The sequence below is a fragment of the Sinorhizobium sp. M4_45 genome (genome assembly GCF_002885915.1).
Taxonomy (GTDB): domain Bacteria; phylum Pseudomonadota; class Alphaproteobacteria; order Rhizobiales; family Rhizobiaceae; genus Sinorhizobium; species Sinorhizobium meliloti_A.
Window position 1 is genome coordinate 127,003 of record NZ_NWVE01000010.1, and the last position, 24,436, is coordinate 151,438.

At 60.4% G+C, this 24,436-nt stretch carries 31 protein-coding genes and 1 pseudogene; 13 read left to right on the top strand and 19 right to left on the bottom strand.

Annotated elements, in window-relative coordinates; genetic code table 11:
- Positions 1-206: 206 nt before the first annotated feature.
- A complete protein-coding gene (locus CN933_RS24645; protein ID WP_100674911.1) occupies positions 207-428 on the top strand; it encodes a DUF2798 domain-containing protein in 222 nt (73 codons plus the stop codon).
- Between the two features lie 26 nt (positions 429-454).
- Positions 455-592, top strand: coding sequence for a hypothetical protein (locus CN933_RS31640; RefSeq protein WP_018098558.1), 138 nt, complete (start codon positions 455-457; stop codon positions 590-592).
- A gap of 190 nt (positions 593-782) precedes the next feature.
- On the opposite strand, the gene CN933_RS24650 is transcribed toward CN933_RS31640, so the two are convergent.
- Positions 783-1,697, bottom strand: coding sequence for a LysR family transcriptional regulator (locus tag CN933_RS24650; RefSeq protein WP_018098560.1), 915 nt, complete (start codon positions 1,695-1,697; stop codon positions 783-785).
- A gap of 265 nt (positions 1,698-1,962) precedes the next feature.
- Between CN933_RS24650 and CN933_RS24655 the strand changes: the two genes are divergently transcribed.
- The gene (locus CN933_RS24655; protein WP_102762709.1) at positions 1,963-2,931 is read left to right on the top strand and encodes a DMT family transporter; all 969 of its coding nucleotides are present in this window, start codon (positions 1,963-1,965) and stop codon (positions 2,929-2,931) included.
- Positions 2,932-3,318: 387 nt separating this feature from the next.
- Here the strand turns inward: CN933_RS24655 and CN933_RS24660 are convergent.
- The 7 genes and pseudogenes from CN933_RS24660 to CN933_RS24690 all read right to left on the bottom strand — a co-directional run bounded on the left by CN933_RS24660 (position 3,319) and on the right by CN933_RS24690 (position 8,700).
- Positions 3,319-4,490, bottom strand: a pseudogene (locus CN933_RS24660) (bifunctional alpha/beta hydrolase/OsmC family protein).
- A 208-nt stretch (positions 4,491-4,698) separates the two neighbouring features.
- Positions 4,699-5,214, bottom strand: coding sequence for a peptide-methionine (S)-S-oxide reductase MsrA (gene msrA / locus CN933_RS24665; protein WP_102762710.1), 516 nt, complete (start codon positions 5,212-5,214; stop codon positions 4,699-4,701).
- Positions 5,215-5,658 carry a peptide-methionine (R)-S-oxide reductase MsrB gene (gene msrB, locus CN933_RS24670; protein ID WP_102762711.1) on the bottom strand — a complete coding sequence of 148 codons (444 nt, stop codon included), beginning with the start codon at positions 5,656-5,658 and terminating at the stop codon, positions 5,215-5,217.
- A gap of 108 nt (positions 5,659-5,766) precedes the next feature.
- On the bottom strand, positions 5,767-6,642 hold the full coding sequence (locus CN933_RS24675) for a LysR family transcriptional regulator (protein ID WP_102762712.1): 876 nt from the start codon (positions 6,640-6,642) through the stop codon (positions 5,767-5,769).
- A gap of 206 nt (positions 6,643-6,848) precedes the next feature.
- The gene (gene trxB / locus CN933_RS24680) at positions 6,849-7,847 is read right to left on the bottom strand and encodes a thioredoxin-disulfide reductase (RefSeq protein ID WP_102762713.1); all 999 of its coding nucleotides are present in this window, start codon (positions 7,845-7,847) and stop codon (positions 6,849-6,851) included.
- A 57-nt stretch (positions 7,848-7,904) separates the two neighbouring features.
- Positions 7,905-8,060, bottom strand: a complete 156-nt coding sequence (locus tag CN933_RS24685) for a DUF1127 domain-containing protein (protein WP_018098565.1) — start codon at positions 8,058-8,060, stop codon at positions 7,905-7,907.
- A gap of 109 nt (positions 8,061-8,169) precedes the next feature.
- Positions 8,170-8,700 (bottom strand): YkgB family protein, encoded by a 531-nt coding sequence (locus CN933_RS24690; RefSeq protein ID WP_102762714.1) that lies wholly within the window; start codon positions 8,698-8,700, stop codon positions 8,170-8,172.
- A gap of 285 nt (positions 8,701-8,985) precedes the next feature.
- Between CN933_RS24690 and CN933_RS24695 the strand changes: the two genes are divergently transcribed.
- Positions 8,986-9,600 (top strand): TetR/AcrR family transcriptional regulator, encoded by a 615-nt coding sequence (locus CN933_RS24695; protein WP_018098567.1) that lies wholly within the window; start codon positions 8,986-8,988, stop codon positions 9,598-9,600.
- Positions 9,601-9,801: 201 nt separating this feature from the next.
- Here the strand turns inward: CN933_RS24695 and CN933_RS24705 are convergent, their stop codons facing one another.
- From CN933_RS24705 to CN933_RS24730, 6 genes are all read right to left on the bottom strand, one after another.
- Positions 9,802-10,530, bottom strand: a complete 729-nt coding sequence (locus CN933_RS24705) for a hypothetical protein (protein WP_164867033.1) — start codon at positions 10,528-10,530, stop codon at positions 9,802-9,804.
- A 69-nt stretch (positions 10,531-10,599) separates the two neighbouring features.
- On the bottom strand, positions 10,600-11,559 hold the full coding sequence (locus CN933_RS24710; RefSeq protein WP_102762715.1) for a YeeE/YedE thiosulfate transporter family protein: 960 nt from the start codon (positions 11,557-11,559) through the stop codon (positions 10,600-10,602).
- A gap of 124 nt (positions 11,560-11,683) precedes the next feature.
- Positions 11,684-11,884: a hypothetical protein gene (locus CN933_RS32435; RefSeq protein ID WP_102762716.1), complete on the bottom strand. Its 201-nt coding sequence runs from the start codon at positions 11,882-11,884 to the stop codon at positions 11,684-11,686.
- On the bottom strand, positions 11,881-12,792 hold the full coding sequence (locus CN933_RS24720; RefSeq protein WP_102762717.1) for an NAD-dependent epimerase/dehydratase family protein: 912 nt from the start codon (positions 12,790-12,792) through the stop codon (positions 11,881-11,883). The genes CN933_RS32435 and CN933_RS24720 overlap by 4 nt, the downstream gene beginning before the upstream one ends.
- A gap of 33 nt (positions 12,793-12,825) precedes the next feature.
- A complete protein-coding gene (locus CN933_RS24725) occupies positions 12,826-13,281 on the bottom strand; it encodes a carboxymuconolactone decarboxylase family protein (protein ID WP_100674899.1) in 456 nt (151 codons plus the stop codon).
- Between the two features lie 40 nt (positions 13,282-13,321).
- Positions 13,322-13,738, bottom strand: a complete 417-nt coding sequence (locus CN933_RS24730; RefSeq protein ID WP_102762718.1) for a cupin domain-containing protein — start codon at positions 13,736-13,738, stop codon at positions 13,322-13,324.
- Between the two features lie 120 nt (positions 13,739-13,858).
- Here CN933_RS24730 and pdxR point away from each other — a divergent pair, with 120 nt between their 5' ends.
- Together pdxR and CN933_RS32035 are read left to right on the top strand one after the other, a co-directional pair.
- Positions 13,859-15,283 (top strand): MocR-like pyridoxine biosynthesis transcription factor PdxR, encoded by a 1,425-nt coding sequence (pdxR, locus tag CN933_RS24735; RefSeq protein WP_180980799.1) that lies wholly within the window; start codon positions 13,859-13,861, stop codon positions 15,281-15,283.
- Positions 15,284-15,320: 37 nt separating this feature from the next.
- Positions 15,321-15,596 (top strand): hypothetical protein, encoded by a 276-nt coding sequence (locus CN933_RS32035; protein WP_245425162.1) that lies wholly within the window; start codon positions 15,321-15,323, stop codon positions 15,594-15,596.
- A gap of 23 nt (positions 15,597-15,619) precedes the next feature.
- Here CN933_RS32035 and ligD read toward each other — a convergent pair whose 3' ends face one another.
- On the bottom strand, positions 15,620-17,449 hold the full coding sequence (ligD, locus tag CN933_RS24745; protein ID WP_180980800.1) for a DNA ligase D: 1,830 nt from the start codon (positions 17,447-17,449) through the stop codon (positions 15,620-15,622).
- Between the two features lie 184 nt (positions 17,450-17,633).
- Between ligD and CN933_RS24750 the strand changes: the two genes are divergently transcribed.
- Complete coding sequence (locus CN933_RS24750) at positions 17,634-17,912, top strand: Y4lK-related protein (RefSeq protein WP_102762721.1); 279 nt, start codon at positions 17,634-17,636, stop codon at positions 17,910-17,912.
- Positions 17,913-18,342: 430 nt separating this feature from the next.
- The gene (locus CN933_RS24755) at positions 18,343-18,768 is read left to right on the top strand and encodes a VOC family protein (protein WP_102762722.1); all 426 of its coding nucleotides are present in this window, start codon (positions 18,343-18,345) and stop codon (positions 18,766-18,768) included.
- 63 nt (positions 18,769-18,831) lie between these two features.
- Here the strand turns inward: CN933_RS24755 and CN933_RS24760 are convergent, their stop codons facing one another.
- A complete protein-coding gene (locus CN933_RS24760) occupies positions 18,832-19,422 on the bottom strand; it encodes an SOS response-associated peptidase (RefSeq protein WP_102762723.1) in 591 nt (196 codons plus the stop codon).
- Positions 19,423-19,548: 126 nt separating this feature from the next.
- Here CN933_RS24760 and CN933_RS24765 point away from each other — a divergent pair, with 126 nt between their 5' ends.
- Entirely contained in the window at positions 19,549-19,779 is a 231-nt protein-coding gene (locus CN933_RS24765) for a hypothetical protein (protein ID WP_102762724.1), read from the top strand.
- A 44-nt stretch (positions 19,780-19,823) separates the two neighbouring features.
- On the opposite strand, the gene CN933_RS24770 is transcribed toward CN933_RS24765, so the two are convergent.
- Positions 19,824-20,033 (bottom strand): hypothetical protein, encoded by a 210-nt coding sequence (locus CN933_RS24770; RefSeq protein WP_102762725.1) that lies wholly within the window; start codon positions 20,031-20,033, stop codon positions 19,824-19,826.
- Between the two features lie 317 nt (positions 20,034-20,350).
- Here CN933_RS24770 and CN933_RS24775 point away from each other — a divergent pair, with 317 nt between their 5' ends.
- Both CN933_RS24775 and CN933_RS24780 read left to right on the top strand, forming a co-directional pair.
- On the top strand, positions 20,351-20,698 hold the full coding sequence (locus tag CN933_RS24775; RefSeq protein WP_146032680.1) for a nuclear transport factor 2 family protein: 348 nt from the start codon (positions 20,351-20,353) through the stop codon (positions 20,696-20,698).
- A 94-nt stretch (positions 20,699-20,792) separates the two neighbouring features.
- On the top strand, positions 20,793-21,092 hold the full coding sequence (locus tag CN933_RS24780; protein ID WP_102762799.1) for a DUF982 domain-containing protein: 300 nt from the start codon (positions 20,793-20,795) through the stop codon (positions 21,090-21,092).
- 214 nt (positions 21,093-21,306) lie between these two features.
- Here CN933_RS24780 and CN933_RS24785 read toward each other — a convergent pair whose 3' ends face one another.
- Positions 21,307-21,567 (bottom strand): DUF2934 domain-containing protein, encoded by a 261-nt coding sequence (locus tag CN933_RS24785; RefSeq protein WP_180980801.1) that lies wholly within the window; start codon positions 21,565-21,567, stop codon positions 21,307-21,309.
- Between the two features lie 977 nt (positions 21,568-22,544).
- Between CN933_RS24785 and CN933_RS32040 the strand changes: the two genes are divergently transcribed.
- Complete coding sequence (locus CN933_RS32040) at positions 22,545-22,931, top strand: HWE histidine kinase domain-containing protein (protein WP_245425163.1); 387 nt, start codon at positions 22,545-22,547, stop codon at positions 22,929-22,931.
- A 304-nt stretch (positions 22,932-23,235) separates the two neighbouring features.
- The gene (locus CN933_RS32440; RefSeq protein ID WP_348627620.1) at positions 23,236-23,421 is read left to right on the top strand and encodes a response regulator; all 186 of its coding nucleotides are present in this window, start codon (positions 23,236-23,238) and stop codon (positions 23,419-23,421) included.
- A 270-nt stretch (positions 23,422-23,691) separates the two neighbouring features.
- On the opposite strand, the gene CN933_RS24800 is transcribed toward CN933_RS32440, so the two are convergent.
- On the bottom strand, positions 23,692-24,087 hold the full coding sequence (locus CN933_RS24800; RefSeq protein WP_026168991.1) for a response regulator: 396 nt from the start codon (positions 24,085-24,087) through the stop codon (positions 23,692-23,694).
- Positions 24,088-24,436: the final 349 nt, after the last annotated feature.

Sequence of the window (24,436 nt, forward strand, 5' to 3'; positions counted from 1 at the left end):
GTTGGGGCGCTGTCACGACATGACGGGTGTCCTTTCGCGATCGGATCCAACGGTTTCCTCCCCCTTGAGAACTTACGGGATTCAAGAGGCTGCCTCTCGGGTTTCCCGGCTACCGCTGCTGCCGAAGTCGCGCGACCTTCGAAGACACAATCCGGGATCGTAACCGCCAAGGCGATCCCTGTTTCACCTCGAACCGGGAGACCGACATGGACACGCATTTCAAACGCAAGATCGCCTTCGCCCTGTCGATGGGTATCGTAACGACAGGATTGATCTCTTTCACGTTGCTCGCGCTCAATCTGGGCTTCTCAAGCGGGTTCGTCCTGACATGGCTCCGGTCGTGGAGCATCGCCTATCTCATCGTTATCCCCGTCATCCTGCTGGTCGGCCCGCGCCTCCAGGTGCAGATCGACCGGGTTGTCCGTTGAAGTGAGACCAGGCTGGAGCTACCGACATGACAATGGCCAATTTTCGACGGCTGTTTGCCGCCGCAGCGGTGTTTTTCTCGATCGCAACCGTGACACATGCCGAGATCAGCTCGCATCAACCGAGGGCGAGTATCAGCTTCATTCAGATCGACCACGACATCTAACTGAGAAGGTCGGTAGTCCATTGTTTCGACCCGAAGGGGTGCTCTTCCTGCATCGCTTCACTCTCGCCGACGATTACGAGGTCCACGCTTTCGATTGGCCCGGCTTCCGTTTGTCGTCGCGGCGACGACCGACACTGGCTATTGCCCGCATCTCCCGGATTTGGAGAGGACGGTCGAGGAGGTGTGCGCTTCATTCCGGTGACGGCGCATCGCAATAATTGCTGCAAGCCGCGCGAAGCCGGGGGAGCGTCCAATCGATGAAGGTACGCACTTTGAGAGCGATCAACCCCTGACGCGAGTAGACGATGTGGATCGGCTTGGGCCTACCGCCGTAGTCCCCCAAGATCTGCACGAGCGCGCCCGAGGACACTTCCTCCGGAACCTGATAGTCGAAGAGGCGGGCGATCCCGGCTCCATTTCGCGCGGCTGCGACGCAACTGGCCGCAGTGTTGACCTCGATCCGGCTGCGTGGCATCGCCTCGACAGAATTGCCGTCGACCTCGAAACTCCAGAAGAACGACCGGTTATGAAACATGATTCCGTCATGATTGGTGAGCTCGGTGGGATGTTGGGGAACGCCATGCCGTTCCAGATAGGCCGGGCTTGCGCAGGTCAACAGGCGGAACTCGCCGGCCTTGACGGCGTAGAGGGAACTGTCGGCCAATTCGCCAAGTCGGATGGCGACGTCGACCTTCTCGTTGGCGAGATGAACAGAACGGTCGAGGGACAGGAGGTTCAAAGTCACCTCCGGATGCTCGTTCATGAAGTCGAGTGCGATCGGCAGAACGTACCGGTGGCCAAATTCGATCGGCATCGTGATGGTGAGCAGTCCCCGTGGCGTTTGATATTCGCCGGAGGCCCGGCGTTCGACTTCCTCCAGATCGGCGATGATCTTGCGTGCCGCATCGACATAGTCGCGACCGGCGTCGGTAAGCTGCAGGTTGCGGCTTGTTCGGATGATGAGGTTTGCGCCGAGATATCGCTCCAGATCGGCGACCTTGCGGCTGACGCTCGGCAACGGCGCATTCAGCTTCCGACTGCCCGCCGACAAGCTCCCGGCGTCAACCACCGCAAGCAGAACCCGCATTGCATCAAGCCGATCCATAACGTCCCTACGAGTGGAAGCCTCGATGTTGAGGATATGAGAAATCAGTTCTGCTGAATAGGAGCAGCCGTCTGGTGAATCGTATCTGGGTCATGGTCCGATGAGTGCGTATCGAGAGGGTGGTTCTCATTTTCGCTGAGTACCGCCACAGGCTCGCGGTCGGTAATTTTCCTCATTCGCTCAAGGATCTCGCTTGATTGCTAACGAAAGCAGTCAGCGTCACCGCAATCAAATTCCAGTGACGCAAACTCAAAGGGATGCTCCTATGAACAGGGTCTTTTATGTTGGCGTGTCAGCCGCTCTCTTTGCGGCCTTTGCCTTTTCGCTCAACTTCGTTGTGCCCTTTATCATCGGTGACTATTCCACCTTTGATTTTGCGCTGGTCCGGCACGTCGTTTCTTCGCTCGTCGGGCTTTACATCCTGGCTTCCGAAAAGGGCGTCATGCGCCACCTCACGCTTGGAAACTGCCTGCAAGCCGTCTGGCTCGCTTTCGTCGGATATGTCGGCTACTTCCTGACAGTGACAGGAGCGGCCATCTTTGCCGGCCCAGTCATCGCTCCCGCATTTCTGGGTCTCGTCCCGATTGTATTGATGGTCATCGGTAATCAACGCCAGGGATCAATGCCATGGCGATTCCTTATGATGCCTTTGGCGCTGGTGCTGGTTGGCCTCGTTCTTGTCAATGGCACGGCATTCACGGCCGAAGGATTGAACTCTGTCCAATTAGTGTGGATTGGCGTGCCGCTATCGCTCGCTGCCGTGGGCCTTTGGGTCTGTTTCGCCCTTGTCAATCAGGCTGCACTCGCCGCCCGACCAGAAATGCCCTCCGGTGTGTGGTCAGCGCTGATACTGGTCGGAGGCGGCGTCTTGATGCTGGCGTTTTATCCCGTCGGTGCCGCGATGGACCTCTTCCGGCTTCCAACGTTGGGGTTCGGCTGGAGTGCCGCCGGCAGCCTATATGTTTGGGGTGTGTCCCTCGCGCTGCTGGCAACCGTAGGCGGGGTCTGGGCGTGGAACATTGCCGCCCGGAGCCTGCCAGTTGCCTTGGCCGCGCAATTGATCGTCTCGGAAACTGCCTTTGGTGTCATCGGAGGACTTGTCGTCCATGCCCGCTGGCCAACCCCGATCGAAATGGCAGGGGTGGTTGTGCTGATCGCCGGCGTCGTTCTGTCAGTGCGGATTTTCCACGATCGCCAATTCGCATCGGGAAAGATATCGCTTGCGCACGAGTGACCTGCTACGCGCAGGATCAATGACAGGCACTGGATCGGAGGTGAAAACACAACCAACGCAGCGCCCAAATCGCCCCGAAGCTGCCACCAAGAGCGACAAATGCAAGGTCGACAGTTCGATCCATTCAGGCGAGGGGTAGGAGTCGACAACCCGGACAGGGCGCATCTTGCCGGCTTCCGATCATCTCAGTCAGCTCATGAGCGGAAGCGGTGGGCAACTTGCTGAGTGACAGCAATGCGCGCCAGAAGCCGATTCTTCCAAAGAGCGGAACGCAAGAAATTCCAAACAGGAGCCGCTTTTGTGCGTTCATCGTCGTCGAGACGCGCCGAGACATGCTCGGCCCAAGAGATCATCGAAGTTGGTGCTATCGTCCTGTCACTGGGCACCTTACTTCACAACCGTTCTTATCTTCGCCACTGGCTCGAGCGTTCGATGACCGGACACTTGCCGGCGATTTCGGCGATCTTCCCGCGAAGCTCCTCCGAGACATCGCTATCAATAGAAATGACGCGTTCGAAACGATCGATCCTGCCGCTGCGGCCACGTTCCAGTTCGGTGCACTCCTCGCAATCCTTCGCATGGATTTTGGTGTGCGAGACGTCAACGCCGATGCGCCCGAGGGCCAGCTGCTTGTGACAGGCATAGAGGCGCAGCGTCATAGCGGTGCAGGCGCCAAGCGCAATAGCAAGGAAGTCGTAGAGCAATGGTCCGAAATCGAGACCGCATTTTGAACCTTGCCTTCGCCCGTTTCCCTCACGCGCACATGTTCGATCGGGCCCGCGCCTTGCGGCGTGTCGGCGGCAAGATAGCGTGTCAGCCATTCCGAAATCATCCGTCCGGCAAAGGCCGCGTCCTCAGGGTCGGTGAACAGGTAGTCGGCCTTGTCCCGGCGAGATGAAGCTTTTCGGATGCCTGGCCGCGACGAAGATCTCGGTGGCGTTCTCGATCCCGACCGTATGGCCAGCGGCGCGTGAAGGACGAGGAGCGGCATTTTCAGCCTCCCAACCGCATCCTTAATGCGGTGCGCACGCGTATCCTCGACAAATTGCCTTCTGATAAGGAACGTGCGCCCGGCGAGATCGACGTCGGCCTCACGGTTCTTCTCGATCTCGTCGAGGCTCGCTCCGAAATTCTTCAATACGTGGCCGACATCGGCCGGCGCGCCGATGATGGCTACGGCGCGCACTTCCGGAATGTCCCGGCGACGGCCAGGACCGCTGCGCCGCCGAGCGAGTGGCCGATCAGCACCGCGGGTGCCTGATAATGGTGGCGTAGATAGTCCGCGGCGGAAAGAAGGTCCGCAACGTTGGAGGAGAAGTTCGTCGAGGCAAATTCGCCTTCGCTCGATCCCAAACCCGTGAAATCGAGACGCAGGACAGCGATGCCTTCACGCGCAAGCTCCGCTGCAATCCGTTGCGCTGCCGCCAGATCCTTGGAACACGTGAAGCAATGGGCAAAAAGCGCGTAGGCGCGCAATGGCCCATTTGGCAGATCAAGGCGGGCGCTAAGTGCCGCGCCGGAATGACGGAAAATTGGAGCCGTTGCGTATTGAATGCCATGGTTACGACCCTCCGCTGCAGATGATTATTCTACATCTGCAACGGCTGCTGCCTAGGCGGAAGTCGTCAACGCTCGAGTTGCTGGTCAGCGTAGCTCGCGCAGCGCAGCCTGGCAGGGGTGTCGACTGCTCGACCTGCTTTTCCGAGGAGCCCAGAGTATCCGCAAGACCCCTCGGAGTTGCTTTAGGTCGCGGAAATCTCCGGCCGTTTACTCGGCCGCCGACCGCCGGGGCAGCACCCAGTTAGGGCGCGGGAAGTGGCAGGTGTAGCCGTTGGGGTAGCGCTCCAGGTAGTCCTGGTGCTCGGGCTCTGCCTGCCAGAAGTCTCCAACGGGCTCGACTTCGGTCACAACCTTTCCCGGCCAGAGGCCTGACGCGTCAACGTCCGCGATCGTCTCCTCGGCTATCCGCTTCTGCTCTTCGTCGACGTAGTAGATAGCCGAGCGGTAGGAAGCGCCGATGTCGTTGCCCTGCCGATTTCTCGTGGTCGGATCGTGGATCTGGAAAAAAAGCTCCAGAATTCGCCGGTAGCTGATCGTCCCGGGATCGAAGATGATCTCGATGCCCTCGGCGTGAGTGCCGTGATTGCGGTATGTCGCGTTCGGCACGTCGCCGCCGGTGTAGCCTACGCGGGTCGCTATGATGCCCGGGAGTTTGCGGATCAAATCCTGCATCCCCCAGAAGCAGCCACCAGCCAAAACAGCTCTGTCAGGTCTTTCACTCATCTAGATATCCTCTACCTGGTTGATATAGGCGCCGTAGCCCTCGGCCTCCATTTCCTCGCGGGGAATGAACCGGAGTGCGGCGGAATTGATGCAGTATCGCAACCCACCCTGGTCTTCTGGACCGTCGGGAAACACATGGCCGAGATGGCTATCGCCATGCACCGAGCGGACCTCGGTGCGGATCATGCCATGCGAGTTATCCCTGAGTTCGTTGACGTTTGCCGGTACGATCGGCTTGGTGAAACTCGGCCAGCCGCGGCCGGAATCGAATTTGTCGGCCGAGGCGAACAGTGGTTCGCCGGATACGATGTCGACATAGACACCCGGCTCCTTGTTGTCATTATACTCCCCGGTGAAGGGGCGTTCGGTGCCGTTCTGCTGGGTCACCCGATACTGCTCAGGCGTCAGCTTCCGGACCGCATCGTCGGTCTTTCTGTAGGTCATTGCCCGTATCTCCGTTCCTGCACTGTTGCCTGAATATGGCGAGCGGCGATGAGTTTTCCCAATATCGGATGTGCATAGATTCCATAGCCGAGCGATAGGCGCACCCGCTCACGACCAGTCGTGCCGGGCCGCCAGCTGCGCGATTTTGCGGATCTCGAGCGGTGTGCCGGAACCGGAAACCGTCACAAGTACCAGTTCGCGCGCCAGGGAAATCCCTTCCACCGGACGGGTAACTATGCCCTGCACGACGATGGACCGCTCGGGCATGATGCAGATCGCACGGCCCTCGGCGACGACCTGCTGGACCCAGTCCTCGCGGTCGGCACTGAAGCGCGGCTGCATGACCGCGTCATGGTCCATCAGGTGCTCGGTGATCTCGGTGTGAAACTCGCAGGCCAGCCGGTCGACATAGGGGTAGGCGGCGATCGCCTCGGTGCTGACGACATCCTTGCCTGCCAGGGGATGGCTCTGAGCGCAGGCGAGGAGGAACGGCTCGCGAAAGAGCGGCACGACGTTGAGCTTGGGGTTGGAGCGGGGAGCCCGCGGCAGGACACAGGCGTGATACTTGCCCGAAAGCACTTCGTTAGCGCCTTCGCCAGCCAATAACTGATGCATGTTGATCTTCACCGAAGGAAGCTCGCCAAGCGCGTCCTCAAAGAACGCGACAAATGCGGCAGGGCCGATGGTCGGGGCGACAGCGATATCGAGGATCCGGCGCCGGCCGAGCACCGTGTTTTCGGAATGCTCGCGCACGTTTCTAAGCGCGAGCTCAATCCGCATGAACTCAGCCTGGACGTCGCGGCCGAGCGCCGTCAGGCGGCTGTCCTTGCCGTCGCGATAGATCAGCGGACTGCCCAAGTCTTCCTCGAGGCGCTGAATTGCCCGCGTGAGACTGGGCTGCGAGACACCGCTTCGACGCGCGGCTTCGGTAAAGTTCAGTGTTTCAGCGAGATTGAGAAAGTATCTGACCTGATTGATGTCCATGGATCGGTCTCGCTTGGGCTTGGATTGAACGGGCCATCATCTCGGCAAGGAAAGACATCGGCGGCTGCCGGATACCGGTTGTCACTCCGGCGCCGTTCGAATGCAAGGGCAGCCGGAAGGCGTAGGGAAAGCACGGACCTCCGCAGTGGTGCGGGCGGGTCCGCGCTTCCCCAAGGGCCCCTCGTTTCGTCGGTGATCCCCCGCACTTATACTTCAGCCATCTCCGCTTCACGCGCCTCGATCGGCCAAGCGACCGAATGGGGTGAATGCTCGGTCAGGAATTTCTCGGCTTCCAGGGCCGCCATACATCCCATGCCGGCGGCACTGATCGCCTGGCGGAATACCGGGTCGATGACATCGCCGGCGGCCTGCACCCCGGGGACGGTTGTTTTGGTCGACCAGGAGCCGACCTTGAGGTAGCCGTCCGCATCCATGTCGAGCTGGCCGCGAAACAACGCGGTTGCCGGATCGTGTCCGATCGCGACGAAAAGGCCGTGCGTCGATAACTCCTTCACCTCGCCCGTCTTCACGTTGCGGATCTGGACGCCGGTTACCGACTTCCTCGGCTCGCGTTCGCCGATAACCTCATCGATGACGTGGTTCCAAATGACGTCAATATTCGGTTTGGACAAAAGGCGGTCCTGCAGGATCGACTCGGCGCGAAAACGATCGCGGCGGTGGACGACCGTCACCTTGGAGGCAAGATTCGACAGATAAAGCGCTTCCTGCACGGCTGTGTTCCCGCCGCCGACAACGACCACTTCCTTGTTTCGATAGAAAAAGCCATCACAGGTTGCGCAAGCGGAGACGCCGAATCCACTGAATGTCTTCTCCGAGGGAAGGCCAAGCCAGCGGGCCTGGGCTCCCGTCGCGATGATGATCGCGTCAGCGATGTACGTGTCGCCGGAGTCACCTTTGAGATGGAACGGGCGCTTTGAGAGATCTACAGAGGTGATGATATCGTACACCACCTCGGTGCCGACATTCTCCGCCTGCTGCCGCATCTGCTCCATGAGCCACGGGCCTTGAACGGGTTCGGCAAAGCCGGGGTAGTTCTCGACATCCGTCGTGATTGTGAGCTGACCGCCCGCCTGCAGCCCCGTCACAAGGAGCGGTTTCAGGTTGGCGCGGGCAGCGTAGATGGCGGCGGTATAGCCAGCCGGTCCGGCCCCGATGATCAGGACCCTGGCACGATGCGTGTTCATGAGGTGATCTCCTTCTGCGTCCCAGTCTGGGATCAGCCGTGACGCAGTCTCGGGGGTTCATTGGTCGTATTGCCGGCGCGCGACGACGTCGATTTCGTTGCGGGCAATGCCGACATCATCGAGCAAGTGGTCGTTCAATTGCGTGAACGCGCGAAGGGTCTGGCGATAGCGCTGGTGGGCGCGGATCTTGGACAGAACAAAGGTCAAATACATGGGACGTTCCTTTCGTTGAACCGACCGGCACGGCCGATCTGGGGATGGCGGTTTCGTTCAATGCAATTTAGGAATGCGGGCGGAGGCGGGGCTCCGCCGTCGTTTTCGGTCATGCCCTGGTTGAGCGGAGCGCCGCGAGCGAGTCGACGGCAATCCAGAGGGAAAGGGCGAGCAGGCCGATATCCTTGAGCAGAAACTGGCCGGGAGCGACCGAAATCGCTGGAAAACCGAGCTCCGGCACGGACACTCCCGGGGTCGTCACCATGAAGCTGAGCGTGGTTGCGAACAGCCCGGCGGAGAGCAAGCCGCCGACGAGCGAGTAAACCGGATTGACGAGCCGTGCCGCTATCAGGGCGCCGATGCTGAGTTCGAGGAGGCCGAGAAGGCTTGAGAAGTCCCTTGCGCTGAAGAGGGAGTAGGTCCAGCTCAACAGCGGACTGTTGCCGACTAGGCCGGTCAGCCCTTCCGCTTCATAAGCGGTGAACTTCATACCGCCGAACCAGCCATAGATCACGACCAGCGAAATATAGAGGCCAGCCGCGCTGACGGCCCGACCGTGGTGCTCGGCCGCATCGAGGAAAGCGGCGCGAGTCTGCGCGCGCCGATGGGCCGCGGCGCTGGCGATGGGAACATGAGGCATTGTCTTCTCCTTGGGTTGTCCGCGGTGGGCGATCCGCCCGACTGACGCGGAGTAACGATACCGATCTGTATCGAACGAGAGAAGAGGTATACCGATCTGTATCGTTTCGCAAGAGCGAGCTTCTGAAAGGATCCTGGCCTTGTTCCCTAGGGAACTTCTTTTCCCGGGGGCTGCCGTGGGCCGAAAGGCTGCCCGTTGCAAGGAATGCCTCAGAAAGCCCCTTGTATTTGTTTTCCGTGACCGGTATGAAAAGATACAGACCTGTTACGCATTGCGAGGACGATAATGCGCCGTTCGGAAATTCGGGAACACCTGCTCGAAACCGCACTGCGGCTGTTCAACCAGCACGGCTATCACGCGACGGGCGTCGACCTGATCATCGCCGATGCGGGGGTGGCCAAGACGACGCTTTACCGGCACTTCGAAAACAAGGAAGACTTGATCCTGGCCGCGCTCGAGAGGCGCGACGAGGAGGACCGCAATGCCATGCGTGCCTTTGTCGAGCAGCATGCGAGCGATCCGGTCGAACGCCTTCTGACGACGTTCGATTTCCTCGAAACCACGGTCCGCGACAAGCAGTTCCGCGGCTGCATGTTCATGAGCGCGGCGGGAGAACACAAGGACACGGTCGATCCCGTGTTTCGCGCTTCCTTGATGCACAAGCGCTTGGCGCTCGCCTATTTGGAGGAACTCGCCCATGCGGCGCGGTTTGCCGAGCCGAAGCGGATCGCGGCCGAGATCAACCTCCTGCACGAGGGGGCGGTCGCCGTTGCGCAAATCACCCGCGTCGCCGAGCCCGTCCGGCAGGCCAAACGTATGGCGCACCAATTGCTCGTGGCGGCAGAACGGTTGACGCCGCCGACCCGGGGAGGGGATGGCGGTAATCGAATGCACGGGTGAAACTTGATCCCCGAACGCCCGCCGCGGCGCGGCATGGTGCACGGCTCAGGCGGATCTCTTCCTGGGTGACCCGCATCATATTTAAGGTCTTCCGCGAAGGTTCACCGGCCTCGCGGCCCCTGAGTGCGACTTCGACGATTGGCTGCTACTGATCTCGAGTATAGCCGTGGGGAACAACACAGTTATCGCGGCAGCCTCGACTCAGAACAGCGCATAATCCGACAGCTCGATTGTGACGGCGTTGAAATTGCGGTCGAGAGTGCCATCCGGCTTGAGTGCGTACACGCTACGGCGAGTCGGGTATTTCAGTCCGTCTACGTCGACGTAATCAGAAATAAAGTGCGCGGCCGGCGTGTCCGCCCACACATCAACCGTATAGTCGTGACGGCGCAGCAATCCATCCAGGCCGAAGTAGAAGCGCTGCTCCCGCGTATGGCTATGCACGGAGTCGGGGAAACGTACGGCTATGCCACGAAGCCTCTCACCTTCGGTCTCGATCGGGACAACGTCGCGAGCTTCATAGCCGTGCTCGCCGAAAACAAAAGGCGCCGCATGGTATGTCCACATGGCATAGCCGTTGAAGTAGGCGAGGTTCAGCGGGTCCCACTGTCCATTGAAGCTGCGGTCGAACGCTTCACGCCCGTTGTTTCGCTCGGCGACAATCGAGCCATCTCCAGCAGTGATCTCCACATGCTCGGGAGTCCAGGTCATGGCCCAGTCGGGTTCTCCAAACGGAGTGACTCGGGTCCACTGGCGGAGAAACTCGCTTGTTGCGCGCCGCGGAACAGGAATCAAAGGAGCGCCTTTCAGCTCCCATAGCTTTCCACCAGTCCGTATGGTCGAGGCAATACCCCTGAACGTGCGCCAGCGGTTGTGCCCGCCGTGCGCCTCCAGAGCTTCTTGCAGAAGCGGGTGCAGCGTGCCACTCATCGATCCTCTCCCTAACTTTAGCCCTACGTCATAATACCATCCGACGGTGGGGCGGTCTTCTGTCGAGCGTCATGTCCAAGCTTTTGCGATCGAACCGAGTTTGACTATAAGTGCGGCGAGCGTCGCAACGAACAGCCCGTAGGCGAGCGCTGCCTGCCAGGCTCCCGCGGGAAGACCAATCAGCAGCAGCGTGTCGTTCCCACCGGGAATAAGCAGCGCACCCAATCCCATCAGCATGCCTGCGAGCGATCTCTTGAGCATGGTCTTCACTGACGGCCATTTCAGCATGAATCCATGCCTTCTAAGTCTCGCGGAGACGAGGCTGCCGCCGAACATGCTGAACGAAACCAACGCGCCCGCGACGGGTATCGAAGCGATCGGCCCAAACGATGCGGTGAGCGAGAACCCGGGCGCAAGAACCGCCAGGATCGAAGAAGTGATGCCGACCGCACCCATCGACAGCGACAGTCGTCGGAAACCAGACTTGGATCTGTGTGACACGCCAAGCCTGACAATCACGAAGGTCAGCAGTAGAAGCGAGGGAAGCGCCGCCCCAAGCGATGGGGCAGCATCTATCGCCGGCCGATCCGTAAGCAGATCGAGCAGGGATTCAATGTGGACGACCGCATAGATGCCGAGAAACGTGAACGCGAATTCGATTTCGCCATTGCCGAGATGCCCAACAGACCCGAACACGCAGGCGCCGTTCAAATAGGAACCGATTCCAAGCAGAATGGCTGCGGGAACCAAGTAGCCGAGTGACGACCAGCCCTCTGGCATCATCGGTGCCGTTTCGAGGATTGCGTAGACGAGGGCCGCCCAGGCGGCACATTCGACCAGAGCGATGAAACGCGCTGGCCTCCTCTCCAATACCAACTCCCTCGTGGCGATGACGGTGCAGATCGAGCCGCGGTTCATAGCGAAACCGAGCACAAATCCTAGCACCGCCATCAAAGCCATACTCGCCCAGATCTCCAAGCCGGCGGCGACGGGGACAATGCCTGGTATGCTCGTGAGAAACTCGCTCATTCAGCAAACGGCCTCGCGTACTGCTCCAGCGTATTCAGAGTTTCCTGTGGCCCCCGGAATGCTTGAGGGCCAACGTCGCCGGCTTGGTAGGTCTTGTCCTGGTCTGTATTACTTTCGGAAGAACTTAGAGCAGAATTTCCGTATAGAGTTCCGACGCGCCCGGCTCGGGATCATTCGTGGCGAAATTCGACGCCTTGTTGGCTGTCTCGCGCGCCTTGCCTTCGATGATAGTGCATTTTTTTGGAAGCGGCAGCAGCCCGCGCTTTCGACGAAAGAGCCGAAAAGCGCGGGCCGACTTCATCCGGTTGCCCCTGTCAGCGATCAAGCACTCTTCCACAGAAGCGGCCGCGGTGCGAACCCGAGTTCAGCCTTCGCCCGGCCGTTGGAGGCTCCGGTCAGGCGGGTGTGGTAGTAGACCGCTTCCTCGCCGGCCGTCTTCAGCGCATCCTCCACGCTCACGCGCTTGGGCTCCGGCGCATCGACCCACCGGGCGAAGGCCGGCAGCCATTCGGCGACGGGCAGCGGATCGTCGTCGACGACATTGTAAATCCCAGGCTCGGCGTTGAGCGATGCGACCGTCGCGGCGATGGCGTCGTCGATGTGGACGAAGGACCAGACGGCATTGCCTTCGCCGATGATCGCCGACTGGCCCTTGCGCGCTTGATCCGCGATGGCTCCCTCCGGTCGATACCAGGTGTTGGGACCGTAGAAGAAGCCGTAGCGCAGTACGACGCCGTCGAGCGATGGCGAGGCGAGCACCCGGTCCTCATAGGCGGCGATGGTGCGCGTGCTCTCGCCGATCTCGCCGGGAGCGTCGTGTCTCAGCTTGGCGGTCTCGTCCGCAAGCCCTCCTGCCGGCGCCTCCACGTAGAATCCACGAGACTGCATGATGTAGCGGCGGACTCCCAGCTTCTCTGCCGCGGCGATGAGATTGGTGCCGCCCTCGCGGTGAAGGCGCGTATCGTTGGGCATCGCCTTGATTATATCGGCAGGGTTGGCCGGAAGCCAGGTGAGCTGATCGATCACCACGTCCGGCGCTGCCGCCTCGATCGCGCGATAGACCGCCTCACGGTCGAAGGCATCGGCGAAAGACACCTCGGCCCCGAGCTCGCGCAGACGATCCGGACCCTGGCCGGGACGCGTCATGCCAGTCACCTGATGGCCAAGCGTCGCGAGCGACCGTACGAGCGGCAGGCCGACGGCGCCAGTGGACCCTGCGACAAAGATCTTCATAGCCAATTCCTTGGTTGGGGCGCTTTGCCCGTCTTAATTTTCCAGGGCAGCCTGTGGCGTCTTGCGGAAACTGATCGCCAGGCGATTGTAAGTGTTCATCAGGCCGATCGCGATCGTCAGATCGACGAGTTCCCGCTCCTCGAACACGGCATGCGCCGCTTCATAAGCTTCGTCCGGGACGTTGGTCTCGGCCACGCGTGTCACCGTTTCGGCCCAGGCGAGGGCCGCCCGCTCACGCGCGTCGAAGAGATTTCCGGCTTCCGCCCAGGCCTGCACCAGCGCGATCTTCTCGATCTTCTGCCCTTTTTTCAAAAGGTCGCGGGTGTGCATGTCGAGGCAGTAGGCGCAGTTGTTGATCTGCGAGATCCGAAGATAGACCAGATCGACCAGCTCCGAGGGGAGACTGCTCTGCATGATGTAGCCGTAGACTCCGCCAAGCGCTTTGACTCCGGCCGGTGCGATCTGGTTGTAGTCGAGACGCTTGCTCACTGTTCTGTTCCTTGGAAGTGTTCTGTCGGTGAACGTCGGTTCACTCGATGTTGGTGGTCAGTTCCTTTTCGTCGGTATCGGCGACGAAGACGGCGAGCAGCTTTGCGGACTTGGTCTTGCTCGCATTGCGGCTGATGAGGTGGTTGGCCGCCGGCGGCTCGTACCAGCTCTCGCCGGCGCGATAGGTCTGCGTCGGGCCATCATTCACCTTCGACTCGATCTCTCCGGACAGGACGTAGGCGAAGATGAACGACGAGTCCGCATGCCTGTGCGGGGCCGAAGTTCCACCCGGCGGATAGTCGACGATGAGCGCGGTCAGCGTTTTGCCCGGAATGTTGGGTATCGCCTTTTCGAAATGGGGCGTGACAACGTCGCCGGGGTCATGCGCCGCGGCAGGCATCGCGGTGGCGATTGCGAGGGCAGCGCCGGCGGCGCCAATGAATGATAGTATGGTCATAATAGCGGCTCTCCTTTGGGTTTGATCACAATGACATTTCTTCCTTGCCCCCTAGAAATGACGTGCTTCTGGTTCTAAAAAAAGCACCAAGAACCCGCAAAAATCGTGTACCAGGAGAGCATGGACAAGCCGCTACAGTTGGAGCTCGACCGGTCCGCGAAGACGCCGCTGACCGAGCAGATCCGCAGGGGCATCAGCACCGCGATCGAAAGCGGGGTGCTCGCGCCGGGCGCGCGGCTACCCTCCTGGCTGGATCTCGCGGCCCAGCTCGGCGTTGCCCGCGGCACCGTGCGCACGGCCTACGAGAAGCTCTCCGCCGCCCAGCTCATCGTCGCATCGCGCGCGGGCGGAACCCGCGTTGCGGATCGACCTGCCGCCATCGCCCGCGTCGAGCAGCCACCCGATCCCGGCTCGTTCCTGGAGCGGTATCTGGAGATGACGGCGGGGCCGGCGATCTTCCAGATGGGCGTGCCTGCGCTCGAAACCTTTCCCGCGACACTCTTTGCCAGGATCCGCTCACAGGCCGTCCGCGCGGAATCGAACGCCCCGGCGATCTATCCCGACCCGCGCGGCGAATTGGACCTGCGGTGGGAGATCGCCAGCTATCTTGCCGTCGCGCGGGGCATCGAGTGTTCCCCATCCGAGGTTATGATCACCGCCGGATTCGCCAGCGGGCTCGGACTGGCACTGCGCGTACTCGGGCTTGAGGGGCGGAAAGCCTGGATGGAGGATCCCGGGTTCCCGTTCACCCGGCGCGGCCTGGAGCTCGCGCGATTGTCGCTCACGCCGATTCCCGTAGACGCCGATGGAATCGATGTCGGCCATGGCTTCCACCATGCCCCGGATGCAGCGCTGGTCGTCGTGACAGCGGGGCAGCAGGCGCCGCTGGGGCGTACCCTGTCGTTGGCACGCAGACTGCGCCTGCTCGACTGGGCAGCCCAGACCCAAGCCTGGGTCATAGAGGACGACTATCTCAGTGAATTGCAGCTCAATGGCCGGGCGGCACCGGCGCTTGCCTCGCTTGATCGCGCCGGGCGCGTTGTCCACATCGGCTCCTTCAGCAAGACCATCAGCCCGGCGTTGCGGCTCGGCTTTCTCGTCGCGCCGCCTGCGCTGGCATCGCGTTTTGCGGAGGTCGCGGCCTGTCTTGCGCCGCCTCCGGGGCCGGCGGTGCAGCTCGCAACCGCCGAATTCATGCGCGAGGGCCACTACATGCGGCATTTGAGGCGCACGAAGCGCGTCTACTCAGCCCAACGGGACGCCTTGCTGAAATGTCTTCCGCCGAATGCCGGGGAGGCGGCTGTCGCCGGTTTGGCCGTGCTGCTGCGCCTGCCAGACGGCGCGCCGGACGTTGCCATCGCACGGGAGACGCTCGCATTCGGGATGGCCCCGGCACCGCTCTCCGTCTGGTATGCGTCGCCGAATTCCGCAAAGTCCGGCTTGCTCTTGGGGCTCGCAACAGCGCCACAAAGGCAACTCGAGAGATCCTGCGACCGCTTGCTTGGACTCATAGGCGCCTCACGTGAGGGCTGGGGAGTAGCGTGAAAGGGCCGACGCTGAGTCAAGGGCGAGATCCCCGGCGATGGGACAGATTGCATCGCGCGCCTTCTTCAGATCGCGCAGGCGAATTCTCGACGATTCGCGCTGGAGTGCTTTCGTGGTGGCACGTTCGCGAGGAAGGTCTCGACGTCAGCGAGCTTGCGGGCGCGAGCAGGTGGAGGCGGTCTTCACCACGCCCTCTATGCACAATTCTACGGTGACGACGATGAGCGCAAAGCGCCGGCGAGCGCTCGTCGAGGTCGTGGAGCGCTACGACCTCGTCATCATCGAGGACGACGTCTACGGACCGATGCTCTAATCCAGGAATTTTCGGGTTAAAGTTCACATGCCGCGACGTCGTTTAGGCGGACGGGTCATTGTGAATGCGTCCGGCTTTATCCTGCGCTCGATTTCTTCCCAGGTCGCAGGTGCCGCGACGGGAAAGCCCGGACGAGCTCTGGGCGAATAGGTGCCGACGGCGGTGGTGCCGCGGCCATTCCTCAGGTAATCGAGGAAAAGTTTGCCCGGCCGGTGCGAAAGCTGTGCCGACGTGAGGTAGCGGTCGGGATCGCTGCTGGCGAACTGTTGCGCCAGGCGTTTGGCATATGCGTGCACAGCATTGTGGGCCATCTTTTCCGGAAGAGGGGCCATCAGATGAACGCCTTTGCCGCCGGTGAGCTTCGGCCAGTTCTGAAGGCCCTCCGCCTGAAGAAGCTCTCGTAGCCGCAACGCGGTCTCGACGACGAACTCCCACGCCACGCCTTCGCCGGGATCCAGGTCGAATATCAGCGTGTCGGCGTGCTCGATATCGTCGACCGTCGCCGCCCAGGGATGCAGTTCGACCGCGCCGATTTCGACAAGGCCCAGCAAACCGGCGAGATCATCGACCCAGAGCCGCACACCTTCGCCGCCCTCGCGTTTCTCAATGCGGAGCTGATGGACCTCTGGCGGGATCGGCGGCAAGGGTCCCTTGTGGTAGAAGGTGGTGCCATGGAGGTGCCGCACGAGCTTCAGCGGACGGCCGCCGAGGAAATGAAGGGCGCGATCGGCCACGCGCGTCCAATAGGCCGCAAGCTCCTCTTTCGAGGGCACAACCGCGTCCGGCAGTAACTGCAAAATGTTTTCGCGGGGAACCGGGCCGGAGGTCGGGGTGACGCTCGCTAACTTTTTCGGCGCATCCCTGGAGGTTTTCTGCAGGCCCTTGAAGACCGGCTCGCGCAACAGGCCGTCGTCGGTCACGCCGCTGTAGTCGACCTCAGCGTAGACCCGTGGCTCGACCCACGTCGCCTTTGGCTTGTTGATCGGATGGGAGAGGGGGCTCTTGCCGATGATCAGCGGATCGAGCCGCTCCCGCACCTCGCGCGCGGCCGCAAGCGTGTAGCCTGTTTGAGCCTTGCCGGCATAGACAAGGCGGGCGCCCTCCGAACGCCCGAGATAGAGCGAAGCGATCCGGCGAGGATGCGCACCAAGCTTTTCGACGAAGGCGATGATGGGAAACGCCGCGCGCTTCGTGCACTTCGTCTTTGTCCAAAGTTCCTGCCGTCCCGATCGGTATGGCGCGTCCTTGCGCTTGGACACGATTCCTTCCAGACCCATTATGCAGGCGTGCTCATAGACCTCCGCTCCTTCATGGATGTCGAGATGGTCGACATAGGCGATGGCGCCGCCGCGGTCGCCTATGAGCTCGTGCAGCACGCGCTTGCGCTCGACCAGGGGCATGCGTCTGAGGTCGTATCCGTCCAAATAGAGCAGGTCGAACGCCTGAAACGTCAGGTGAGGCGATGCGGGTTTCGCGAGCTCGCGCCGAAGTGCTTGAAAGTCGGGAAGGCCGGTCTTGCCGAAGACGGTGGCCTCGCCATCCATGATCACGTCGTGACCCGCGAGTGCCTCCGCAGCTGTTGCGATCGGTTTGAACTCCTTCGTCCAGTCAAGCCCGGTTCGCGAGTAGACGGTGATCTCGCTCTTGTGGATGTGTAGCTGCGCCCGATACCCATCAAACTTGATTTCATGCAACCATTCTGGACCGTCGGGCGGTCGTTTCTTCAGCGTTGGATGACAAGGCTCAATGAAGGCGGGGCGGGTGGCCTTCTTCGCGCCCATATTGGCCAGACGACGCTGAGAGGCCGCTTGTTTGGCGGCTTGTGGCCGCGGTTTCTTGGCACGCCGATCCAAGACATGCCTCCATGTTCTGAACCGAGCGTTCAATCCTTACACCCGAGAACGTTCCCGAGACTGCTTCGTTCCGACGGATGCAACGGTTTCGCACTTGAGCGAGTTTAGTGGGTGGGCCTTGCGTAGTTGTCGACGAAACGACAGCGCTGGCTGCGGCCCGGTCGACCCCAACGGACTAGTCTACATGGCGCAGAGTACCAAGCAAAAGCTGATGAAGGCGAGCGATATCCCTGCCTTCGTCGAGGAGGTGATCAAAATCGGCTGTAACATCTGCGCCGTCGGTTACGACAAATACGTGGTTGGAGACGCAGACCTGTCGCCGGGTGATTATGAGAAAACAAAGCGCAGGCTGAAGAAAATCGAGGATACTTACGGCGATCGTGATTTCCTCAAGTTGGAAATCGTTGCTTACCTTCGCTCGATTGGTCGGCATGTCGACCTCGGCGAGGATGGGGCTGAGTAGGAAGGCCAGCAAAAAGCCCCGCCACTATGGCGGGGCAAATCCCGCATCCTGTTGCCTTCGTTGGAAACGGGGACGTAGCCAAGAGATGCAGCTACCCAGAGACTCTATTCTGCCGTTTGATCAGGTGCGCGCCTTCTAAACGCTTCTTGCTTTCTCCGGTCAAGCACCCTTCGACATCCGGATCACATCATCGGCATCGGATTCCTTCGGGCGATGTCGGGCGCCTCACTCGGCTTCCATTTCGAAAGTGCGGTACTCGCCACCTTCGCTCGAGAGTGCGCACGTCTTTGGCGGCTCCAAGGCCCTACAAAAAACAACTCTTGGTGATAGTCGGTCTGCTCACGGTCTGCGCTTCTGCGACAATGCTGGTGGACGCAAAGACAGCGCGAAACTGGGTGGGCCAGGGCACAATTTAACGGGAGGATTGCTCATGAAGCCCCGGATTTCTGTACTAACGCTTGGTGTCGCAGATCTGGAACGGTCTCTCGCGTTTTATCGTGATGGACTCGGACTGCAGACCCCAGGGATCGTGGGTCGCGAATTCGAGCATGGCGCCGTCGCGTTCTTTGATCTTTCGAACGGGGTCAAACTTGCGATCTGGAACCAGGACGATCTGGCTCACGATAGCGGCCTGACGAAAGCGCCCGCCAGCAGCACATCGTTCTCGATCGGCCACAACGTCTCGCAACGAAGCGAGGTGGATGACGTCATGGAACAGGCACGCGAAGCGGGCGCGGCCATCGTGAAGCCCGCCCAAGAGACATTTTATGGGGGATATGCGGGCTACTTCACCGATCCCGATGGTCACCTGTGGGAGGTCGTGTGGAATCCGGCCAATTTGCCGGAGGGCGACTGACTTGAGCCGAGCTTCCGTGAAGCTGAGGGTTCCGCAAAGAGCGACGCTGCCGATTGTTTGCCGTTAACCCACTTGATCGACGGCTAAAGTGCCTGCCGGTAGCGGTTTGATCAGCGATTTGGCAGAAACGGTCGGATCCAGCCAATCAGCCCAGGCGTTCCGCTCCAGGATGACGATCTGTCGGTCGTGGTATGGAGCGATGTCCGGCCCCGGCTCCATTGTTAGCATGGTGAAGGCTTGGCCTACCTCCGGCGTTTCGCGCCAGATCCCGGCAATGCAGAAGATCGGCTCGCCCTTCTTGGTGAACAGCCATTTGTCTTTGCGCTTCTTCTTCGGATCTGTGGGTTCTGTGAACTCGTAAAAGCCGTCGGCGACGATCAGGCAGCGATTGGAAGTGAACTCGCGACCCTCCGATCGGAAATTATAGACCGGCCGCTTGTTCGGCCCGGGCCAGCTCCAGCGCCGCTGCACGAGCTCGGCCTCGTTCCGGGTCCCGCCGACTGTCCGGACGATGGGGCCGACATCGGTGATCTTGATGTCTTCGCGCGGTTCAAGATTCGGCGCGCCTTCGCCGAAACGGATCTCGATCTTGAGGTCGGCGAAGTCCTCGACGATCGAGGCGACATCCACCATCAGCCGATAATCATTGCACATGCTTCCTCCGTCTCAGGTCTGGTTGCCTCTCAAGTCTGTTCCTGATATGTTCTATCAATGACGAGTCCGACCGTTTTCCAATGCCATCAGGGGCCTGAGCACCCGCTTGCGCAGGAGTGCGCCGATATGCCGGAAATTCACGTCTGCACCGTATTGCCAGCGGCGCTCGGCACGCCGATCTATCGGTCTGCCGGCAATTATTTCGGCAGAACCGCCCGCGCGATTATCCCGGTCTATTCGCCCGAGTCTGCCGCCAGGATCGTTGTTCGACTTGTCGAACGGCCGAGGGCGGAGGCTTTGGTCGGAACAGTGGCCTATGCTCTGATGCTTGCGCCAGGTTGGCGCCGAGAGTTCTAGGACGAACTCGCCAGATGCTTAGGTCCCTCGGGCGACTTAACGAGTCAGCCTTGCGGACGTATAGCGAGGTGTTTCAGCATCGCCACGTCGCGCACACCCGTTTGATAAATTGAGATCAGCCTGGCGGCGAGCTCCTCAGCTTCTTCTCCCTCTCTTGGGATCTGATATTCATCCAAGATCTGGTCGAAGAAACTACCCAGCATCTCGACGTCGTCAGGACTGATCGCTCCAGATTCGTAGCTGCGGCGTTCCATGGCGCAACTCCAGACGTGGCGTCGGAGAATTTCGACTCCGGTCGCAACCGGCTCACATCAAAGTCGATGAAGGGCACGTATACGCTTTCCGGGCAGATTTGCATCCTTCTTGGCGAACCGCAGCCTGACTCAACGACCGCCGAGGGGCGCTTCCTACGTCCGCTCTCGATGTCTCGCACCCGGCATGATAGCCGCCCTTCTTGGTACTCCCGGTTGGGATGGGCGGTTCCACTTCACGCGTTGGACGCGGAATACCGCAAGCAAAGTTTCTCGTCGGGGTTGTTCACGCTATTTCCGCCACCAAGACAGAGAGCTCCGTGCCCCGATCCACCAGTGAGGTTTTCGACAGCCACCTGAACCTGCGAATTGACGGCGATCTGGGACGGGATCTCGTTGGGAACTACTCGGAGAAAGTGGTGCTATTGACGGTAAACTCGAACATGAGCGGGCATGACGCAATCCGTGCATCGGCCGCTCGGCTGCGAGAGCAGCCCCCAGGGGCGAAGTTTGAGTTCGTCGCTAAGCAGGTGAACGGGCCGCACGCATTAATGATCTGGAGGGCGACAAGTCAGCGCTTCGATGCCGTCAAGGGTGCGGACAGTTTCGTCATCAAAGCTGGAAAGATCGTTTCCCAATCGATTCACTACAGGCTGGTGGCGGGTTAGCGGCGGCCGATGTAGGCGAAGGAAAGGGCTGGAATTTGGAACCCGGATGAGCTTTTGCCGGTTATCGCAAAGGAAATACGTCAGGAGGTCCCAGATGAAGGAAATTCTTTGGCGCGTACCTCTGTCGGTCACCCTGCAAAACGGCATGTCTCGCCGGTTCACCGGCCCCTATGAGGCTCTTGATTTCCTGGAATACGAGTGGCCATGTCACGGGAAGCGGTACCACCGCGCGGTACGCGACTGTCGTGCCGCACTGTCCGGGATCTTAAGTACCGAGGTCGCAAGAGCCTCATTCACCACCGCCTGCGCCGAGGCATCCTTGGCGTGCAGCGACGGGCACACCGGTTGTGCGACCGAGTTGTCGGGGAATTCCGCCGCGGCACCGCAACACTGATCGCTGCCAGGTACGGCTACACTCCCGTGAGCGGCGGGCGCAAAACTTTCCACGAGTGCTAACTGAAATCATTGGTACAGCAATCTCATACAGATGATCAGCGCCTTGTGATCAAAATCGGGCCCGTCACACATCAACGTCGACGGGTCTCCGAAGGATTTGGGTGGACTCAAGTCTCGTTGGTGAGATCAGCAGTCCGTCTCAATCAGCTGTGCTACTCTCCCGTATGCGGCGAGATCCGTCCTTCCTCTTCAAGCTCTTTTTGAGCCTGGTGCCAATGCCGCTCATGGCCGCCGTCAGGCCGCCCCTCGCGTTCCCCGATCTCATAAGCGCGTGCCCGAATCCGATCTTCATCGTCTTCTGTGATCCGATCCGGTGGTTCCGTGCGGTTCTGGTCTTCTCTCTCCAGTTCTCGTTCGATCGTTTCCCTCGACCCTTCGACCGGATCTTCGTTCTGCTTCTTTCTGTTAGCCATCATTTCCTCCCTTGTACGACGAGTGGATGTAGGGCATTGGCTAGAGAAGGGAACTGCCTCATCGCTTATTGTGCACTCGTTTCCGGCGCGGTGAAGCAGCCGGAAGCACCTGGTCTCTTTCGGCGCAACATGCCCGATTCAATTGTGGTTGCGGTGCTTGGCTGCCCAGCCAGCGATGGGCCCTTCAGCAACGCGGTTCGGCAGAGCGCCATTTCGCGACGCAGGTTTGCGCCTGCTCAATGCCGCAGAAATCTAGGGCATCCGCGGCGTGCTGACGCATGCACTTTCCGAGGGCGCGGGTCTTCAATCAGGCGGTGGGCGGCGAGGTCGATCACATCGTCGCCGGCTCCCAGCCACTGATGTGCCGCAGCGGCCGCCCGACCTCACCCCAGGTCGGAAACGACGCAGTTGCCTTCCTGAGGTTTCCAGCGCGAGCGGGGGCCGGAACGATTTGCAGGAACACTCGGCTGGCGGCCGCTGTCGAGAAGACAGGCATTCTCGTTTCGCTTTGTAGTTCATTGCCGGCGGTCTGCGTCCATTCCCTTGAACGGAGGCGAACTGTGTCGGTCGGGGACAAGTCGCCAATCCCATCGACTCTCCCTCAGGAACAAGGCCCCTTTGCGCGCGCATTACGAGCCATAGTATCTTTCCGAGACGGCGCAGCGCGAGGGGCAGAAGCTTGAACCTTGAAGACCTTTACCGGCTTTGCGAAACGATCATATCAAAGCGCAAGGAATTATCGACACGGTCCCTGATCCTCTACTTGTGCTGACCGGAACATGTGCGTCGGATCCGCCAGCCGGGCATTTTTGCGACTTTCAACGTCGACCGTGACAAGACAATCGGGCAGCACCTCTAACTGGGCGACGGGTGGGACATTCCTGAGCTGCGCCGTCTGCTCGAAGAGGTGATCCCGAAAAGCACGGCGGTCGTAGACTATGAGGTCGAGCATGACTTTCCGAGCTGGCCGGAGAACGATGCTCGTCAGTGCGCACCGGTTGTTCCATCCCGACAACAACAGCCGCACCTTGCTACTCTCGATCGTGGACGCCACGGAGCGACGCCAGCTTGAGGCCGAGAAGAATGTGCTCTTGGGTGAGCTCCGGCATCGCATGAAGAACCTGCTCGGCTTGGTGCGGGCCATTGCACGCCAGACCAAGGCCTCGGATCGAACGGGCGAGGATACCGCGACGCGGTTCAATGCGCTCGTGCAGGCCCATGATGCCGCATACTCGCAAGAAGGGAGGCCGACCACCAAAAGGTGCTTCAGCGAACGCTCGAGCCCTATTCAGAAGGACCGCTCGGAGTTCTCGTCGAGCCGGGGCAGAGCGTATCGCTTGCGTCGAAGCAAATCATGCCGCTAAGCCTGATTGTTCACGAGCTCGCGACCAATGCGATCAAATATGGCGCGCTTTCAACACCCTCCGGACAGGTTCGCGTCCGCTGGGAGGTTGAAGAAGCGAGTGCTCCAAGTGTCCGGCTGGTGTAGCAAGAGAGCGGCGGCCCTTCGGTAACTCCGCCGTCCTCCTCCGGTTTCGGCACGCAGCTTATCGAGTTCGCTGTCAGCCGCGAATTGGCAGGACGGGTGGAACTGACTGTGCACCTTACGGTTTGATCGTCGAGATCCTCTCACCGTTAGGATCGGTCTCATAAATCGAGGCTGGTCACATGCATAAGACCGTGCTTGTCGTGAACGAAGAGTTCCTCATCGCGATGGATTTACAGCTGCTGCTCGAGCGACACGGCTGGTGCGTGCTCGGAACTGCCGCAACCGTGAAGGAGGCGTTTGAATTTTTGGCTCGCGAATTGCCGGCTGTGGCAATTCTTGACATCACCTCTGGGACGGTTCCGTAACACGGCTGGCCGAGGCTCTGCGCGAGCGGAACATACCGTTCGTACTGGCAAGCGCCTATAGTAGCCCGGAGCCTATCGGCGGAGAAATCCTGGCCGGAGCACCTCGGTAAGCCGACCGAAGAGCGTCGCCTACTGGCGGATTGGATGAACTGGTCCGCTCCTGAGTTACAGGTCCACTGAGGAAGTCGTCACCACGAAGCGGTTTCTTTGCATGCGTCAAGACCACCCAACGAAAGCACTCAGCCCCGGCGCGAGGGGGTTACCTCCAGGTCATTCCAAAGTTGCAGCTCCTGCAGTCCTGTCGTTTAGCAACTGCGAAATTGCAACGATCAATTGTGTCATGACGAAAGGCTTTTCGATCATGATACTCTTGGGAACGCCTTGAGAAGCCCAATCGGGAGCACTGTCCCCGCTGATGTAGACTACCGGCATCTCCGGGTCGATCTCCCTTGCAATGCGGGCGACATCCCAACCGCTAGGGGATTCAGCGAAGCGGATGTCCGTGACTATTCCGGCGATGGAAGACTCTGCGGCTTTCAAGTGCTCGATTGCCTTCTTGCCGCTCGTCACCGTCAAGACCATGAACCCGGCCTCTTTAAGAGCGTCTTCGAAGTCCAATAGCAGGAGAGTTTCATCTTCTGCGAGCAATATGGTAACCGACTCCAACGCATGTCCCCCGGAAATATGGTTCCCGTGAACGCGCAGTTTGGCAAACTGTTCCCTCAAATGTGACTGGATTCGGCGCCTTGCTCAGGTTTCCTGGTCAGGCGAGACCGGTGTTCGCGCAGCAGCCTGCGACCAATCACGTTCGTGACTTACCGACTTGCGTCCATAGGTGCCGCACTTTGTTTGTAAGCGCTCATTTCCATGCGCGTTGACGCGGCCCGTTTGACCGGGTCGCTGTGCGACGGCTGCATTGGATCAGGCAGCGGCTGCTTTGGTGAAGTTGAAGGGCAAGAGATCGGTGATGTCAGTATCTGTTGCGCGCTGTGGCAATTCACTAAGCACGTGGCGC